Genomic DNA, 16885 nt, shown 5'->3' on the forward strand with positions numbered 1-16885 from the left:
GAGTGTTTCAATGACCGAAAGTGCATCAGCCGCCGCGGAATCGTCGCGTACCGCGATGTCGAAGCTGATGGTCAACGTTTCGCCGTACGCGACCCAGTCGAGGGCCGACGAAGCGTCGTATTGCACCGTAAAGCTTTCGCCAGCGGCTGTGGCTGTCGCCGAGGCTGCCGTGAAGCTGATAGTAGAGGCGGCAAGCAAGGCTGTCATATCGACATCTGCTGGCACGGTGCCGGTGTAGTTCGTGGTGCCAGTGCCGACCACCTCTGGCGTCAATTCATCTGCAGTGCGTGCAGCGCCTGCAATTGTACCGCCGAAATCAGCGTCAGTGACCGTAAGGGTCGCGGTCGCCGAGAGGGCCTGTATGCCGCTTGCCATACCGTCGTCGGCCTCGATCAGCACGGCAGGTGCGCTGATCCCTGTGACGATCGGGCGATCGTTGGTACCTGTTATCGTGACGGTCACGAACTCTTCGACCTGGCTTGCAGGGTTGTCCTGTTCGCGCACAACGACGCTGTAGGTTTGCACGATGGTTTCGCCAGCGCCCAAACTGTCGATCACACTATCGGCCAGCTCGAACTCCCAGCTGACCACACGGCCCGAAATGCCCGAGGAGAAATCACCGATATAGTCGGCAACATCCGGCGTAGATGCCCCTGCGCCATTCGCCACTTCGGAGATGATGACAAGGTGTGTATCCGACGGTTCCGCATCGGCGAATTCGATGGAACCCGAAGCGGTCAGCAGTGCTGTGCCCTCTGCGGCGTCCCCATCAGCGACTTCGGTGATATCGCCCGCAATATCAGAGCCCGCCACGATGATCGGCGCATTGTTGGTGCCAGTCACAGTGATGTCCGTGAAGGCAGCAGCGAATTCGCCCCCCGCGTCGACAGCTTCATAAGAGAACCGCAGGACCACGGTTTCGGTTTCGTCCAATGCGGCGAATTGCGTCGGATCAAGGGTCAGCGCGCCTGTCGCGGCATCGAGCGTGTAGGTGACAGGATCGCTCCATAGGCCCGAGTGTACGGCGAAGGTATCGTTCTGGATGTCCAGATCATCGCCATCGCGGTCGCTGGACACTCCGTCAAGCAGTTGCACAGTGATCGGCGCTGCGGCCTGATCATTTGTGCTGGCTGTGGTGCCGGTGATCACCGGTGTGTCGTTGTCGCCTGCCAACGTGATGGTCAGCGTCTGCGTGTCGCCTGCCATCTGATCGTCAGTGACCGTAAGGGTGAAAACATCCGTCTCCGTGGTTTGCAACGCTTCGACCGCCGCGTCGTTGGCGCGGTATTCGTACCCACCGCCAGTGCTGGAGAGGTAGAGCGTGCCGTAGGTGCCTGCCAGCTCGACGTCAAAGCCCGCTTCGGAAGACGTACCTCCCCCGGTGATGCCATAGGTCGCTGTGGCGTTGGAATCCGCGTCCACGGTGGTAAGTGTCCCCGTCACGGCGGCAAATGTGTCATCTGCGGCTGTGTCGGTGATCGTCGCGGCGGTCACATCCGCGCTGAGCACGGGAACGTCGTTGGTGCCTGTGACGGTGATGCTGATCGTGGCACTTGCCGTGGCCATTTGCGCGTCAGTGACTTCGACGGTGAAGTCGACCACTTGGGTGATCCCCGCGCCAAGTCCCTGGAAATCGCTGCCCGGGTCAAACACAAGATCGGTGCCTGAAATCGTCGCTGTCCCCTCGCCTACGCCTGCAAGGCTGGTGATCGCGTAGGACATGGTGGAGCCATCGTCTTCGGCGTCCAGATCGGCGGCAAGCGCGGCCAAATCAACGGTAATTTGTGCGCCGTCCTCAACTGCACCGCCCATACCAGCGGTGATGGTTGGCGCATCGTTGGTGCCGGTCAGGTTGATCGTGACTGTGCGGCTGTCTGTATCGCCAAAGCTGTCTGTGACGGTGACGGTGTAGACGACCGAGGCCGCCTCTGCATCGTTGAGGAAGTCGAAATCACCCGCAGCGCTGTCGAAGGTCCAGTTAACGGTACCTGTGGTGGCCCCATTGGCGATGACGTCGCCCATATCGACGCCGAACATCGCTTCAAGCTGGGCGGTTGTCAGCGCGGTTGTGACGCTGGCAGAGGCGCTATCGAGGGTCGCGGCCACGGACACGGTGTTGGTCGTGTCCACGTCGGTCACGGCGAATGTACCGCTCTCGCTCAGCGCGGCGTCACCTTCTGGCTGCGCTGCGATCACAGTGTCGGTTTCGGTGATCTGCGGGCCGTCGTTGGTGCCTGTGACGGTGAACACAACATCTGCATCTGCCGTGGCGCCATGTGTATCCGTTGCACGCACGGTCACGGTGGCAGTGCGCGTCTCGCCATCGGCGAGGTCTTCGAAATCAAGACCGGGCGCAAAGCTGAGCGTGCTGCTCCCTGCCCCTGTCAAAGACACGGAGCCAAAGCCAGCGGCGGGCGGTGTCACGATGGAGTAGGTCAGATCGGCCGGCGTGTCATCATTGTCGATGTCATCGGCCAGCTCGGTAAGGTCAACCTCAGCGTTTGCGCCGCCTTCTGTCGTGCCACCTGTACCGTCATCGAACGTCGGATCCGTGTTCACACCTGTCACAGTCACATTGAAGACAGTGGTCACAGTGCCGCCATCCGCGTCTTCCGCGGTCACGGAAATGGCGACAGCCGTCTGCTGGCCAACTGCCAGATACTGGAAATCGCTACCCGGATCGAACGACAGTGTGACGCCATCGCCAAGGATGCTGGCTGTGCCACTGCCTGCCGGCAATGCGGCCACGCTATAGGTCAGGTTGGAGCCGTCGTTGTTGCTGTCGACATCATTCCCAAGAGCAGAAAGGTCCACCGTCTGGGCTGTGCCGTTCTCGGCTGCGGTCATCGCGACCGAGCCAAGGGTCGGATCATCGTTTACGCCTGTCACGGTGATTGTGACATTCTCGGCTGCGCTGGTCAGCGTGCCGTCATTGGCGGTCACGCCAACAGTGACGTGGCGTGTTTCTCCCTCGGCGAGGTCCTGAAACGCTGTGCCCGGGTCAAAGACAAGCCCGCCGCTGCCATTGATCGAGGCGGCACCTTCTGCAGGGCCGCTGGTGATCGCATAGGTCAGGCTGCTGCCGTCATCATCGCTGTCGATATCATCACCAAGGGTGGTCAGATCGACAACAACCCCCGAAGCGCCGTCTTCGAACGCGGTGCCGGTCCCGCCTGCGGTGACTGTCGGCGCGTCATTGCTACCGGTAACAGAAAAGGACATGGTGGTGGTGACCGTCCCGCCATTGCTGTCTGTGGCCGTAATTCCGACAGTTGCAATGCGATTGTCGCCCTCTGCAAGGTCCTGAAAATCGCTGCCTGGATAAAACCGGATCTGGTTGCCGTCCGCGATCGTCGCTGTGCCCTCACTGGCCGGCGTTGTTATGGCATAGGTCAGCGTTGCGCCCGTGTCATCGCTGTCGGGGTCATCTGCAAAGGCGGGCAGGTTAACTATGGCCACGAGGGCGTCCTCTCCAAAGCCCACAGTTGCCGCAGTAAGGGTTGGGTTATCGTTGGTGCCGGTGACTGTGATCACCACATCATTCACCGCTGTCAAACCCGATGCATCTGTCGCAGTGACCTGAACGGTCACATCGCGCGTCTCATCCTGTGCGAGGTCCTGGAAATCGCCATCTGTGTTGAACACCAGATCGGTCGTACCTGATGCGATTGTTGCCAAGCCTTCGGCGGGCGCGCCCGTGACCGTGTAGACAAGGTCGGAGCCGTCGTTGTTGCTGTCGATGTCATTGCCCAAGGCCGACAGATCAACGGTAAAGTCGCCTGCATCTTCGGTCGCGGTGCCCGTGCCTGCCAACATGCTGGGCGCGTCATTGGTACCGGTGACGGTCACAACCACATCATTGGTTACGAATTCACCTTCGCTGTCGGTGGCGCGCACGACGATTGTGGCGGTTGTGGTTTCACCAAAGGCGAGGCTTTGGAAATCAGCACCGGGGGTGAACTCAACGCTGTTGCCATCCGCGCTGATCCCGGCGGAGCCTGCGGCGGGCTGGGTCTCGATGCTGTAGATCAGGCTGTCGCCATCATCGTCGAGATCAACGTCATCGCCCAAGGCGACCAGATCAATCGAAATGGTCGCGCCGTCTTCATTGGCGGCACCGACGCCTGCCGCCAGCGTTGGCGCGTCATTGGTGCCTGTAACAGTGATGACCACGTTGTTGGTGACCACGGCGCCATGCGCGTCCTCGGCCTGCACAACGATGGTCACATCGCGGGTGTCATTCAGACCGAGATCCTGGAAATCGCTGCCGGGATCAAAGGTAAGGTTCGTGCTGCCCGCAGCAATAGTGGCAGTCCCTTCGCTGGGCTGTGTGTCTACGGTATATATCAGCGATGCGCCGCTATCATCGGTATCAAGGTCAGCCCCAAGTGCTGCAAGGTTCACTTCAATCGTAGCGCCGCCTTCGGTCGCGCCGCCCGTTCCGGCGTCAAGCGTTGGCCCGTCATTGGTGCCGTTGATCGTGATCGCAACGTCCTGTGTCACGGCCGCGCCGGCGCTATCCGTGGCGGTGATTGTGTAGGTCAGAAGAAGGCTTTCCCCGACAGAAAGGTGGTTGAACGCTTCGGAATCGCTGTCAAAGCTCCAGTTGATCGTGCCGGTGGTGGCGTCATTGGCAATCACATCGCCTATGTCTGCCGTCATCATACCAAGGGTCGCCGCACCATTCGGGTTGCCAACGGTTGCCACGCTTGTGACCGCCACGCTGACGGTGTTTGTGGTATCCACATCCGCCACATCCAGTGTCCCGTTCGCGGTCAGCCCGATGTTGGCCTCATCAATGGCCGCTGCCGCGCTGCCGCTACCTACATCAATCGTGGGTGCGTCATTCGTGCCTGTGATCGTGACGGTAATCGTCTCGGTCGCGACGTCGTTGTCGCCGTCAATCAGGGAAATGTCATAGGTCTGCTCGATCGTCTCACCTGCGGCAAGGTAGTCGATCAGCGCGTTGGCAACCTCGAAGGTCCAAGTCACCGCACCCGTGGTATCCGCAACCGTGGTATCGGACACGCCGGCAAGGAAATTACCGATATAGCCGGTACCACCCGGCGCGATGCCAACGGCATGGGATTGCCCCACCGGAATGTCTTCGAAAGTGAGCGTACCTGTCGCGGTCGCTGCGTCTGTTTCAGGGGTAACGATATTGTCCGCAGCTTCTGTCGGCGTGCCGCTGTTTTGCGACACGTCAAGAAACTCTGCTGCGAAATCAAGCTCGAAGGGAAGTGCGGACGAGGCCGCACTGGGGTTTCCGGCAGGGTCGGTCTGGATGGCCGTGAAGGTGATTGCGTAGCTGCCGCTTAGTGTTGCAACCAGATCAGCCGAAGGCGTGATGCTCCAGTCGCCATTGGCATCGACCACGGCTGTTTCGGTGATGGCCTGCGCCAGCCCGAAGTCTACGGTATAGCTGACAGCGACAGTCGCCCCCACCTCGCCTGTGCCGATGATCTGGGGCGTGGCGTCATTTGCAACTGTCCCGAGCGTATCCGTGCCAAGGCCCGTGATAACGGGTGCAGCAGGTGCCGCCGTGTCAATAACTGCCGAAGTGTCCGATGCACCGGTGGTCATGTTGCCGGCGGCATCGGTTAGGTTGATGGAAACCGTGAGCGGGCCATCGGGCAAGCCTGTGATTCCGTTGCTGAGGTCAATGCTGAAGGTACCGTTTGCACCAGCGGGGAAGCTGCTGGTCCATGTGTCCGATCCAACGGTAAAGACCACCTGCGGTGTAGAGGTCGCATCCACACCGCTGATTGTGTACTGAACTGCTGTTACGTCATTTGCGTTGATGAACCCGTCCGTATCGACAAGCGCCACTGCGGCGTCGCCGCCCACATCAATCGAGGTGTCGACGGTGTAATTCGCGCTGGACGCGCCCGTGCCCGCGTTGCCCGCAACGTCGGTATAGGTATCAGCCAGTGTGATGACGTTGGTCGGGTCCTCGATCTCGGCGGTCGGCGTGAATGTCGCCGTCCATGTGACGCCCATATCCGCTGTCGCCAGCGCGGACAATTCGCCGTTTTCAGCTGTAAGATCCGTCAGTTCAAGCCCTGTTACCGCCTCGGAGAAGGTGATGGTCACGGTAGACGTCTCACCGATAATCAGGTCGGAATCGTCCAATGTGATGGTCGCTGTCGGGCGCAATGTTTCAACCGCGAATGTCGCGCTCACTGCGCTTGTGCCCGCGTTGCCTGCCAGATCGGTGAACCCTCCAGTCAGCGTGACGGTGTTGCCCATAGCTTCGGTATCAACCGCAGGCGTGAGCGTCGCCGTCCATGTGATCCCGTCTGATGAGGTCAGGCCCGACAACATGCCATTGTCCACGGAAAAGTCTGCTTCGGTCAGGTCCGTGACCGCCTCGGAGAAGACGATTATCGCGGTTGTCGTCTCACCTGCCAGCAGTGCTGCATTTGCAAGCGTGATGGAATTGGCTGTCGGCGCGACCGTCTCGACGGTGTAGTTGGCGCTGGACACACCTGTCCCGTCGTTGCCCGCAACATCGGTGAATGTATCGGCCAGAGTGATGACATTTGTGGGGTCCTCGATCGCCGCTGTCGGGGTGAATGTCGCCGTCCAAACCGTCGGCGTGCTCATCACCAGATTAGACAGGACGCCATTTTCCGACGAGAAATCAGTGAGATCAAGGCTGCTGACCGCCTCGGAGAAGGTGATCGTCACGCCTGCTGTTTCGCCAATTACCAGATCGGTATCGTCCAGAACGATGGACGCAGTTGTCGGCGCGACCGTATCAACCGCAATCGCGTTCGAGGTGCTGGCAGTGCCGTCATTGCCGTTCAAATCCGCATACGTGTCAGCCAGCGCGACCGAGCCTGCCCCCTCGACGCCCACGTCAGGCGTGAAGGTTGCGGTCCATGTGATGCCATCCGCCGATGCCAGATCAGACAAGGTGCCGTTGGTGGCCGTGAAGTCGCCCAGTTCCAGATCCGTGACCGCCTCGGAGAAGGTCACAGCCAGCGATGTCGTCTCACCAATCGCGACGTCAGCGGCCAGCGTCATGGTGGCTACCGTAGGCACAACCGTGTCCACGACGTAGTTGGCGCTGGACGTACCTGTCCCGCCGTTACCCGCAAGGTCGGTGAAGGAATCCGCCAGTGTGATGATGTTTGTGGTTTCCGAGGTGGTCTCGGAAGGCGTGAAGGTGGCTGTCCATGTGGTGCCGCCGTCCGCTGTGGCCAAGGCCGACAAGGCGCCGTTAGCAACCGTGAAATCCGCAATCTCCAATGCTTCGACCGCTTCGGAGAACGTGATGGTGACGCCCGTTGTTTCACCTACAATCAAGGTGCTGCTGTCCAACACGATAGAAACTGTCGTAGGCGCAGTGGTATCTACCGATACGGTGACAGATGCCGTGCCATCGCGCGTGTTGCCCGCCGTGTCCAGATAGCTGACAGTCAGATCGGTATCGCCTGCAGGAAGCGCCGCGGCAACCGTGCTGGAGCTTCCGGCAACGGTGGCGCCAACGGTAATGTCCACGGTGGCCCCTTCCGAGCCTGTAACCTCGTATTCTGCATAGATCGTGCTGCCTGAAACCAGCTGCACAATGTCGCCCGCAACCAGCCCGCTGGCGGGCATGGTCACCTGCACAACAGGTGTGTCATCGTTGGTCAGACCGTCGGTGGTGTTCAGCCCCGTATCCGTGATCAAGGTTGGCGCAGTTGCGACAACATCGGGAATATCCGTATCAATGTCGAAAATATCGTTAAAGGTAAATAGCCCATCCTGCGGCGCACCAGTCGCACCGCGGGCGCCAGTGACATTGATTGCGCGCATCAGCAATGCAACATCCGCGTCCAACACATCAAACTGGAACACATAGGTGTCATTGGGGAAGGTCGTTGTCGACCAACTGCCGCTGTCGAAGGCAATGGAATTTGTAAAGTCGATATTCGAATTCGGGAAGCTGATCACTGGCGTAAAGGAAGCCTGTGTATCCATAGATTCATTGAATTGAACGGTAATCAGAAACGCGCCGTCGCCCGTAGTGGAGAGGCTGCCACCGACGGCGGCCTCGTTTACGATATCATCTGTTAGATTTGTGGATACATCAATAATTGCTGGCATGGGTCGGCTCCTGGAACTTTATTTAGGCGCGCAAGGGCGCAATTGTTCACGCGCCGGAACCAATAGATTCCGAACACGCGCTGAAAGCGCGGACAGATTGTGTGGTGACGGGGCACGTCCCGCCGCCTATGCCGTTCGAGTAAGTTGCGCGGATCAGGTAAAGGTAGAAATATTACCACCCTGACGTGTGCTGACTGCGTTGGTTTTAATCACAACGCGGCCGAACCTCGTAAAGCTATGATTTAACAAAGAAACTGATTAAGAACTGTCTGCTATATGCGGATAGGGTTGGCGATTGACCGCTTTAAGTCAATACGCCGCAAGCCGATTTAACGAAAAATTAACATATCGCTTTTGCCTATGGCCAGCCGCGCCAAAATGCAAAAAGTCGTTTTCCCCAATTATACTAGGGTCAAACTACTGTCTTCGATTGTGAAACAAAGCCGAATTTATTGAAAATTTTTTTTATCTTTTGATCAAACTAAGCGGAGTGGACAGGCGCAAAGCTTGGCGCGCAAATCGTAAACACCACCTTAAGTTGATTACTTGCTCGCTCGGATAGAAATCAGATTCGCGGCAATAGGATTGCCAAACAAGACGAGTAGAATTCGGAACAGGTTATCCCCTGGAAATTCGAATAACCGTTGCTGGCCATGGCCTTAGAAAACCGACCGCGCATAGGCGGTGACCGCGTCACGCACCGACATATCGCCGTTGTGACGCGCGTCTTCGATCAGGCGACGGACCTCGTTTAGGTCACAGCGCCGCAGCAGGCTTTTGACCGGTCCGATCGACGCGGGGCGCATAGACAAAGACCGCAAGCCGATCGCCGCAAAGCACAGGGCCTCAACAGGGCGGCCCGCATCTTCGCCGCAAAACGACACAGGCGTGTTGGTGGCGGCACAGCGCTGCACGATCCCTTCAAGGAAGGTCAGGAAGCTGAGGTTGAGCGTGTCATAACGGCGGCGCACGCGCTCGTTCTCGCGATCTGCGGCAAAGAAAAACTGTTTGAGGTCGTTGCCGCCAATCGACAAAAACTCGACCTCTTGGAAGAAGACATCGGGCGCAAAGGCAAGGCTCGGCGTCTCAAGCATCGCGCCCACCTCGATAGAGGACGGTATCTTGTGGCCCAGCTTTTTCTCCCGCGCCAACGTGCGGTCCAACTCGGCGCGTGCGGCGCGGTATTCCTCGAACTGGGCGATAAAGGGGAACATGATCGTGAGCGGCCCGCCGTCTGCGGCGCGAAGCAGCGCCTGCAACTGCATCCGCATGATCCCGGGTTTATCAAGCCCCACACGGATCGCCCGCCAGCCCAGCGCGGGGTTCGGCTCGTCGTTGGGTTTCATATAGGGCAGGACCTTGTCCGACCCGATGTCGAGCGTGCGAAACACCACACGCTTGCCGCCCGAAGCATCCAGCACGCGCTTGTAAAGTGTGCTTAGCTCGGACCGGCGGGGCATCTGGTTGCGGACCAGAAACTGCAGCTCTGTGCGGAACAGGCCCACCCCTTCGGCGCCCGAATTTTCGAGCGAGGGCAGATCGGCCATCAGACCCGCGTTCATGTGCAGATCAATCCTTTGTCCGCATGTGGTCTCCGCAGGCTTGCCGCGGATCGAGGCATAGCGCTCTTGCGCTTCGGCCTGCATTGCGATCTTGTCACGAAAGGCCGTGGCCACGCTATCATCAGGGCGCAGATGCACGATGCCCTGCTCTCCGTCGACCATGACGTGATCGTTATTCAGCGCCTCATTGGTGATGCGCCCTGCGTGCACAATCAGCGGGATCGCCAGTGCGCGGGCCACAATCGCCGCATGGCTGCCCACAGATCCTTGCTCCAACACGATACCGCGCAGGCTGCGCCCGTATTCCAACAGTTCCGCAGGGCCGATGTTGCGCGCCACAAGGATAGGATCGGCGGGCATATCGGCGCCCGTGTCACTGCCCTGCCCCGTCAGAATCCGCAGCAGGCGGTTTGACAGGTCGTCCAGATCGCTCAGCCGTTCGCGCATGTAGCTATCGCTGGATTTCCCGATGCGCGAGCGCGCCAGCGATTGTTCTTTCTCCACCGCCGCCTCGGCAGACAAGCCTTGGGCAATATCCGCCTGCATCCGCGACATCCAGCTTTTGGAATTGGCGAACATGCGGTAGGTTTCAATCACTTCTTTCTGGTCTTTATCCCCGCCGGACATGCTCAGCATCTGGTCAACGCTAAGACGCAGTGTATCGACAGCCTCGGTCAGGCGCTTTGCTTCGGTTTCGGGATCGTCGGCGACGAGGTTGGTCACAACAACACGCGGCTCATGAAGCCAGATATGGCCCTCGGCCACGCCCTCCTGACCCACGGTGCCGCGCAGCAGAACGGGCTGGCTGTGACGGGCCGACATGGCCGCCCCCTCGCCTACAAAGGCGCCCAGCTCGGTCATTTCGGCCAGCACCATGGCCACAACTTCGAGCGCGTAAATCTCGTCGGTGACAAACTCACGCGCCTCTTTGGACTGCACGACCAGCACGCCCAAAGTATCGCCCAAGCGCTGGATCGGCACGCCTGCGAAGCTTGAGTAAATCTCCTCGCCCGTCTCCGGCATATAGCGAAAGCCGCGGGCCTGCGGCGCGTTGGGCGTGTTGATCACATGGCCGCGCTTGGCCACGCGGCCCACAAGGCCCTCACCCATCTTCATGCGTGTCTGGTGGACCGCGTCTTTGTTCAGACCTTCGGTCGCGCACAGCTCCAGCGTGTCATCGTCGCGGAACAGATAGATCGAGCAGACCTCGCACCCCATCGAGGTGGCGATCAGATGCGTGATCTTGTTCAGCCGCTCCTGACCCGCGTCATCTTCGGCCATGGCATCGCGCAAACGGCCCAGCAGCTTGCGACTGTCGCTATGTGTCCGTTCTGGCATGGCGTCCCTAGTCTGTGCTTGGGGCAGTTGTATCTACCCCTCCCCGTTTTGGGGAGGGTACATTTTGTAAGGTCTTAGGCGGCTTTATCAAGCTCGAATGCATCGTGCAGCGCCTGCACGGCAAGTTCCATGTATTTACGATCAATAAGTACGCTGATCTTGATCTCGGAGGTGGTGATGACTTTGATGTTCACCCCCTCGTCGGACAGCACTTTGAACATCTTGGCTGCAACGCCTGTGTGGCTGCGCATACCGATTCCCACGACCGAGACCTTGGCAACGCCTTCGTCCACGATCAGCTCCTGGTAGTTGATGATCCCGTCAGTGGCGGCCTGGCTCATCGCGGCATCGGCGCGTTTGACCTGATCGACGGGGCACGACCACGTCATATCGGTGCGGCCTTCCTCGGCGATGTTTTGCACGATCATATCGACGTTCACGCCCGCATCGCTAAGCGCGCCGAAAATCGTGGCGGCAATGCCGGGGCGGTCCGCAACCGACACCAGTGTCATTTTCGCCTCATCGCGGCTGAACGCCACCCCTGCGACTACATTGCTTTCCATGATTTCCTCCTCATCGCAAACGAGCGTTCCGGCCTCGTCGCTTTGTTCTTCAAAACTGCTCAGCACGCGCAGCTTCACCTTATAGCGCATCGCCAATTCAACAGATCGCGTCTGCAAGACTTTCGCCCCCAAGGACGCCAGCTCCAACATCTCTTCAAAGCTGATCTTGTCCAGCTTGCGCGCCTTGCTCTCGACCCGCGGGTCGGTGGTATAGACGCCGTCGACGTCCGTATAAATATCGCAGCGCTCCGCGCCAAAGGCAGCGGCAAAGGCTACAGCAGTGGTGTCAGAGCCACCGCGCCCCAGCGTTGTGATCCGGCCCTCGGGGCTGACGCCCTGAAACCCTGCAACCACGGCGACTTTCATACCATCCGCGAACTTCGCCATGATATTGGCGGGCGGAATATCCTCGATCCGCGCGGCAGAGTGGGCCGAGGTCGTCTGCACCGGCACTTGCCAGCCCTGCCAGCTGCGCGCAGGCACGTCCATTTCCTGCAAGGTCAGCGCCATCAGGCCCGCTGTTACGTTCTCACCGCTCGACACAACCGCATCGTATTCGCGGGCGTCATACATGGCCGAAGTCTCGTTCACCCAGCCGACCAATTCATTCGTCTTACCCGACATGGCCGAGACGATGACGATCACGTCATAGCCTTTGGCCACTTCCACGCCGACCTTTTTGGCCGCGCGGCGGATACGGTCCAGCGTCGCCACCGAGGTGCCGCCGAATTTCATTACCAATACAGGCATCTTGCCCCCGTCCTTGTCACTCCACGCAGCACTTACGCCAGCGCAGCGCTCAAAGCAAGGTTCAGTAAGGGTGCGCGCGCCCGTCCCATGTCTCGAAACAGCCCGTTGTCGCAAGGCTGAGCGCTGCAAAACGCCGGGTCAAGCCCGACACGGCCTCGTCCACCGTGATCGCCGCCGCGTCGCCGCCCATATCGGTCTGAACCCAACCCGGGTGATAGATGCCCACGGCGATGCCCTCGGATTTCAGATCGGTCGCCAGATTACGCCCCAGATTAAGCACCGCCGCCTTGGACGCACGGTAGATATAGCTGCCGCCGGGCGCATGTTCGGATGAGGCCATCTGGGACGAGATGATCGCGATGCGCGGGGAGCCTGCGCGTTTGAGGTTTGGCAACAGCGCCTGAATGCTCAGAAAGACGCCCGTGACGTTGGTGGCAAAGCTTTGCGCCCACAGATCCGCGCCATAGCCCGTTTCAATGTCATCGCCCTTGTCCAGATAGACGCCCGCATTGCACACCAGCAGCTCGACAGGCTTGTCGCCCAGCGCCTGCGCCATTTCTGTGTGGCCCGACGGGTGCGTCACATCCAGCGTGATGTCCGCCGTCAAGGAACGGCCTGTGCCCATCACGTCCAATCCCGCCTCGCGGTAGTGCGCGGCAAGCCCTGCGCCAATGCCACGGCTGGCCCCTGTAATCACGACTGTCATGCGCTGCCCCTTTGTCTGGCAAAATCCTGTGCTGCGCTATTGCAGCTTTTGTTTGGGTTTGAACGGCAATGGCACAACCGGCACGCCGTCCTCGATCAGTTTGCGGGCCTCGTCGCCGCTGGCCTCACCGTAGATGGAAGTCTCGGGCGAGATGCCGTCATGCATGTCGCGGGCCTCTTGCGCGAATTTGCCGCCCACATAGGTCGCGTTCTCCTCGACCTCGCGGCGCAATTGCGCCAGCTTGTCGGCCTGCGGATCGGGAGCCGCCACCCCTTTGCCCGCAGCGACCTGCGGGGCCATAAGCGTCTTTTCGACCTTGGCCACACCGCAAACGGCACAGTGTACATGGCCCGCCGCCTGCAACGCATCAAAGGCCGCCGCAGACTGGAACCAGCTGTCAAAGACGTGGTCGTTCTCGCATTTGAGGGCATAGCGGATCATTCGCGGGGTCCTTCTATCAGCCTGATTCTAGGATGTGGCCCAAGACGGGGGCAGGTCAAGCAGGTGTTGGCTGTCGCGGCGGCGTAAACCCTTTGATGAGCTTGCCCAGCTCGCGGTTGTCCACCATTTTAGCTGCCTTTTTACGGCTGACCCATTTACGCTTGCGGTCTTTGGCTTCCGGAAATTTATCTCTCAGCTTTTTGACCTTAACGGGATAAAGCAGCGCCAGACAGGGCACATTCGCCTCGCCTTCGCGGACACGGGCATAGGAATAAACGCCGATACAGACATCTTGCGCCTTGCCGCGCACGCCCGCCTCTTCCCACGCTTCGATCAGGGCACATTCGGCGGGGGTTTTACCGTCCATCGGCCAGCCTTTTGGCAATATCCACCGCTTGCGGCGGCGCGAGGTGATGACCAATACCTGCACCTTCCCCTCATGCCGCCGCCAGCATAGCGCCGCAAATTGGGTACGTGCGCTGCCTTTGGCACCGCCGTGAAGAGATATAGGCAACTGCTTTGCCATGAAATGTTACTCGGGCCTCGGAACCTGTTATTCCTGTTAGGATAAAGGAATTAACGTCGAATTGCCAGATGCGCCGTGCTGCCCCTTGCAGGGCTGGGACCGTTAAAGGATAGTCGCGGCGATATGCGGATGTTCCTTGCCCTTCTTCTTACTCTTGCGCCTCTGGCTCTTGGCGCGCAACCAGTGACGGTCTTTGCTGCCGCGTCGCTGCGCGGCGCGCTGAGCGAGATTGCCCACAGCTATGACGCCGATGTGACCCTGTCCTTTGCGGGCTCGGGCACGCTGGCGCGACAAGTGGCGGCAGGCGCGCCCGTGGATGTTGTTGTGCTGGCCCATCCTGAATGGATGGATTGGCTGGAGGGCCGCGGCCTGACCAAACCCGCAACCCGCGTAGATGTCGCAGGGGGGCGGTTGGTGCTGATCGGCCCTGCGGGCGCATCTACGCTGGAGGCTCCTGACACGGATACCTTGCGCATGGCCCTTGGCAACGGACGGCTGGCGATCGGGCAACGGGACGCCGTGCCTGCGGGCAGCTACGCCCGCGACTGGCTGCGCCATATCGGCGCGTGGGAGGCGATGATCCCGCATTTGGCCGAAACCGATAACGTACGCGCCGCGCTCGCGCTGGTGGCCGCAGGTGCCGCGCCGCTGGGCGTTGTCTATGCCTCTGACGCGGCGGCAGAACCACGGGTAAGCCTGCGCTATGCCATCCCCGCCGATACCCACGCCCCGATCCGCTATCCCGCAGCCGCAACAACGGACGCGGGCCGCGGTTTTCTGGATCATCTACAAAGCTCCGAGGCCCGCGCCATATTTACCGCCCACGGATTTGCGCCGTGACCTTTGACTCCGTCGCATGGGAGGCCCTGCGCCTGTCGCTATGGGTGGCGGTCTGGGCCACGCTGATTGCTGTGCCGCTGGCGCTGTGGGTGGCATGGCTGCTGGCGCGGCGGGAGTTCTGGGGCAAATCCCTGCTGAACGCGCTGGTGCATTTGCCGCTGGTGCTGCCGCCTGTGGTGACGGGCTATGTCCTGCTCACGCTGTTTTCGCCCGCCGCTCCTGCGGGCGCCGCACTCGCAGTCGTGGGTCTGTCGCTTGCGTTCAAATGGACGGGTGCTGTTCTGGCCGCCATCGTCATGGGCTTTCCGCTGATGGTGCGCGCCATGCGCCTCGCGTTCGAGGCCGTGGACCCCAAGCTGGAGGATGCCGCCGCCACGCTGGGCGCACCGCGCAGCGCTGTTTTCATTCGCGTCACCCTGCCCCTGATCGCACCCGGTATCCTTGCGGGCGCGGTCATGGGCTTTGCCAAAGCGATGGGCGAATTCGGTGCGACGATCACCTTTGTCGCCAACATCCCCGGCCAGACCCAAACCCTGCCCATCGCGATCTGGACTGCCCTGCAAATCCCGGGCGGAGAGGCGGCCGCCGCAGGCATGGCGGTTCTGTCATGTGTCGTGGCCTTGGGCGCGGTCCTTGCCTCCGAAGCGCTTGCCCGCAGGGTCGCTTTGCGGATCGGGGGCGGGCGATGAAACTGCGCCTGAAACACAGCTTTGGCGGCTTTGGCCTTGATCTGTCGCTGGAGGCAGGTGACGGGATCACAGCCCTGTTCGGCCCTTCGGGCGCAGGCAAAAGCACGATCATCAACGCGGTGGCAGGACTGCTGCGCCCTGACGAAGGGTATCTTGAAATAGGCGGCACTGTGCTGATGGATACTGTGCGCGGCCTGCATACCCCGCCGCACAAACGCCGCTTTGGCACAGTGTTTCAAGATGCGCGCCTGTTCCCGCATCTCAGCGTTGCGCAGAACATCGACTTTGGCACACGCTATGCCCCCCAAGGCGCCCAAGTGCCGCGCCATGATGTGATTGATCTGCTGGGCCTCGGCGCATTGCTGGACCGTGCGCCCACGACCCTGTCAGGCGGAGAGCGGCAGCGCGTAGCCCTTGCCCGCGCCTTGCTGAGCGGACCGCAAATGCTGCTGATGGACGAACCTCTTGCCAGTCTGGACGCGCCGCGCAAACACGAAATCCTGCCCTATCTGGAGCATCTGCGCGACGGCCCGCTGAGCCTGCCGATCCTCTATGTCAGCCACGCCGTGGACGAGATCACGCGCCTTGCCGACACGCTGGTGGTGCTGAAAGACGGGCAGATCGCGACCCAAGGGCCCTTGCGCGATGTGATGGCCGATCCTGCCGTCATCCCCCTTTTGGGCGTGCGCGAAGCAGGTGCCGTGATCGAAGCCACAGTACAAAGCCACGATGCCGACGGGCTGAGCACGCTTAAACTAAACGCGGGAAAATTGGTTTTACCAAAAGTAGAGGCACCCGTGGGCACGCGCCTGCGCCTGCGGATCAAGGCGCAGGATGTGATGATCGCCCGCACACAGCCTAAAGACATCAGCGCGCTCAATATCCTTGGCGCCAGCGTGGTGGACATCCACACAGGCAGCGGTCCGGGTGCTGCGGTCACGCTGGATGTGGGCGGCGCGCATATCCTTGCGCGGATCACCCGCCGCGCAGTTGAAAAGCTGGACCTGCGTGTCGGAACCTCGTGCTTTGCAGTGCTGAAATCCACCACCATTGCGCCGACAAGTATCGGCCGCCAAAAGGAGCCCTAGCGGCTTTCCTTGACCTTTTTGCGCTTCAGATTGCAGACTTTGGTCTGCGATCCATCCGCGTTCTTGCGCCAGACGCAGCCCGCGTTTTTGGGTGTGCCTTTGTGGATGATAAACTTGCCGCGCCTTTTCTTGGTGAACGTCTGGTTCGAGACATCATGCCCGCCGATGCGCACGTTCTTGCCAAAGCGGACCTCGGCCATCGCGGGGGCGGCAAGCGCCGCAACCAAGCAGGCGATAAGAGAAAGGCGGATCATCGGCGGCTCCTGTTCTTCTGCCCTAGTTTGCCAG

Annotated in this window: 10 protein-coding genes; 3 read left to right on the forward strand and 7 right to left on the reverse strand. The window is 60.3% G+C overall.

Features of this window, described 5'->3' with window-relative positions; all coding sequences use genetic code 11:
- From ABMC88_RS00005 to ABMC88_RS00030, 6 genes are all read right to left on the reverse strand, one after another.
- A partial coding sequence (locus ABMC88_RS00005; protein WP_349574775.1) for an Ig-like domain-containing protein occupies nt 1-8094 on the reverse strand: 8094 nt, incomplete at its 3' end.
- A 659-nt stretch (nt 8095-8753) separates the two neighbouring features.
- The gene (gene ptsP, locus ABMC88_RS00010; protein WP_349574776.1) at nt 8754-10994 is read right to left on the reverse strand and encodes a phosphoenolpyruvate--protein phosphotransferase; all 2241 of its coding nucleotides are present in this window, start codon (nt 10992-10994) and stop codon (nt 8754-8756) included.
- A gap of 74 nt (nt 10995-11068) precedes the next feature.
- Nucleotides 11069-12307 carry an aspartate kinase gene (locus ABMC88_RS00015; protein ID WP_349574777.1) on the reverse strand — a complete coding sequence of 413 codons (1239 nt, stop codon included), beginning with the start codon at nt 12305-12307 and terminating at the stop codon, nt 11069-11071.
- A gap of 61 nt (nt 12308-12368) precedes the next feature.
- Nucleotides 12369-13013, reverse strand: a complete 645-nt coding sequence (locus ABMC88_RS00020) for an SDR family NAD(P)-dependent oxidoreductase (RefSeq protein ID WP_349574778.1) — start codon at nt 13011-13013, stop codon at nt 12369-12371.
- A gap of 36 nt (nt 13014-13049) precedes the next feature.
- Nucleotides 13050-13454, reverse strand: coding sequence for a DUF1178 family protein (locus tag ABMC88_RS00025; protein ID WP_349574779.1), 405 nt, complete (start codon nt 13452-13454; stop codon nt 13050-13052).
- Nucleotides 13455-13509: 55 nt separating this feature from the next.
- The gene (locus ABMC88_RS00030; RefSeq protein WP_349574780.1) at nt 13510-13968 is read right to left on the reverse strand and encodes an NUDIX hydrolase; all 459 of its coding nucleotides are present in this window, start codon (nt 13966-13968) and stop codon (nt 13510-13512) included.
- Nucleotides 13969-14103: 135 nt separating this feature from the next.
- Here ABMC88_RS00030 and modA point away from each other — a divergent pair, with 135 nt between their 5' ends.
- The 3 genes from modA to modC are packed head-to-tail and all read left to right on the forward strand — an operon-like array spanning nt 14104 to nt 16597.
- On the forward strand, nt 14104-14820 hold the full coding sequence (modA, locus tag ABMC88_RS00035) for a molybdate ABC transporter substrate-binding protein (RefSeq protein WP_349574781.1): 717 nt from the start codon (nt 14104-14106) through the stop codon (nt 14818-14820).
- Nucleotides 14817-15509: a molybdate ABC transporter permease subunit gene (gene modB, locus ABMC88_RS00040; RefSeq protein ID WP_349574782.1), complete on the forward strand. Its 693-nt coding sequence runs from the start codon at nt 14817-14819 to the stop codon at nt 15507-15509. Before modA ends, modB begins: the two co-directional genes overlap by 4 nt.
- A complete protein-coding gene (gene modC, locus ABMC88_RS00045; RefSeq protein ID WP_349574783.1) occupies nt 15506-16597 on the forward strand; it encodes a molybdenum ABC transporter ATP-binding protein in 1092 nt (363 codons plus the stop codon). The genes modB and modC overlap by 4 nt, the downstream gene beginning before the upstream one ends.
- Here the strand turns inward: modC and ABMC88_RS00050 are convergent.
- The gene (locus ABMC88_RS00050; RefSeq protein WP_349574784.1) at nt 16594-16851 is read right to left on the reverse strand and encodes a hypothetical protein; all 258 of its coding nucleotides are present in this window, start codon (nt 16849-16851) and stop codon (nt 16594-16596) included. The genes modC and ABMC88_RS00050 overlap by 4 nt on opposite strands.
- Between the last annotated feature and the right edge of the window lie 34 nt (nt 16852-16885).

It is taken from the genome of Sulfitobacter aquimarinus (assembly GCF_040149565.1).
GTDB lineage: Bacteria > Pseudomonadota > Alphaproteobacteria > Rhodobacterales > Rhodobacteraceae > Sulfitobacter > Sulfitobacter aquimarinus.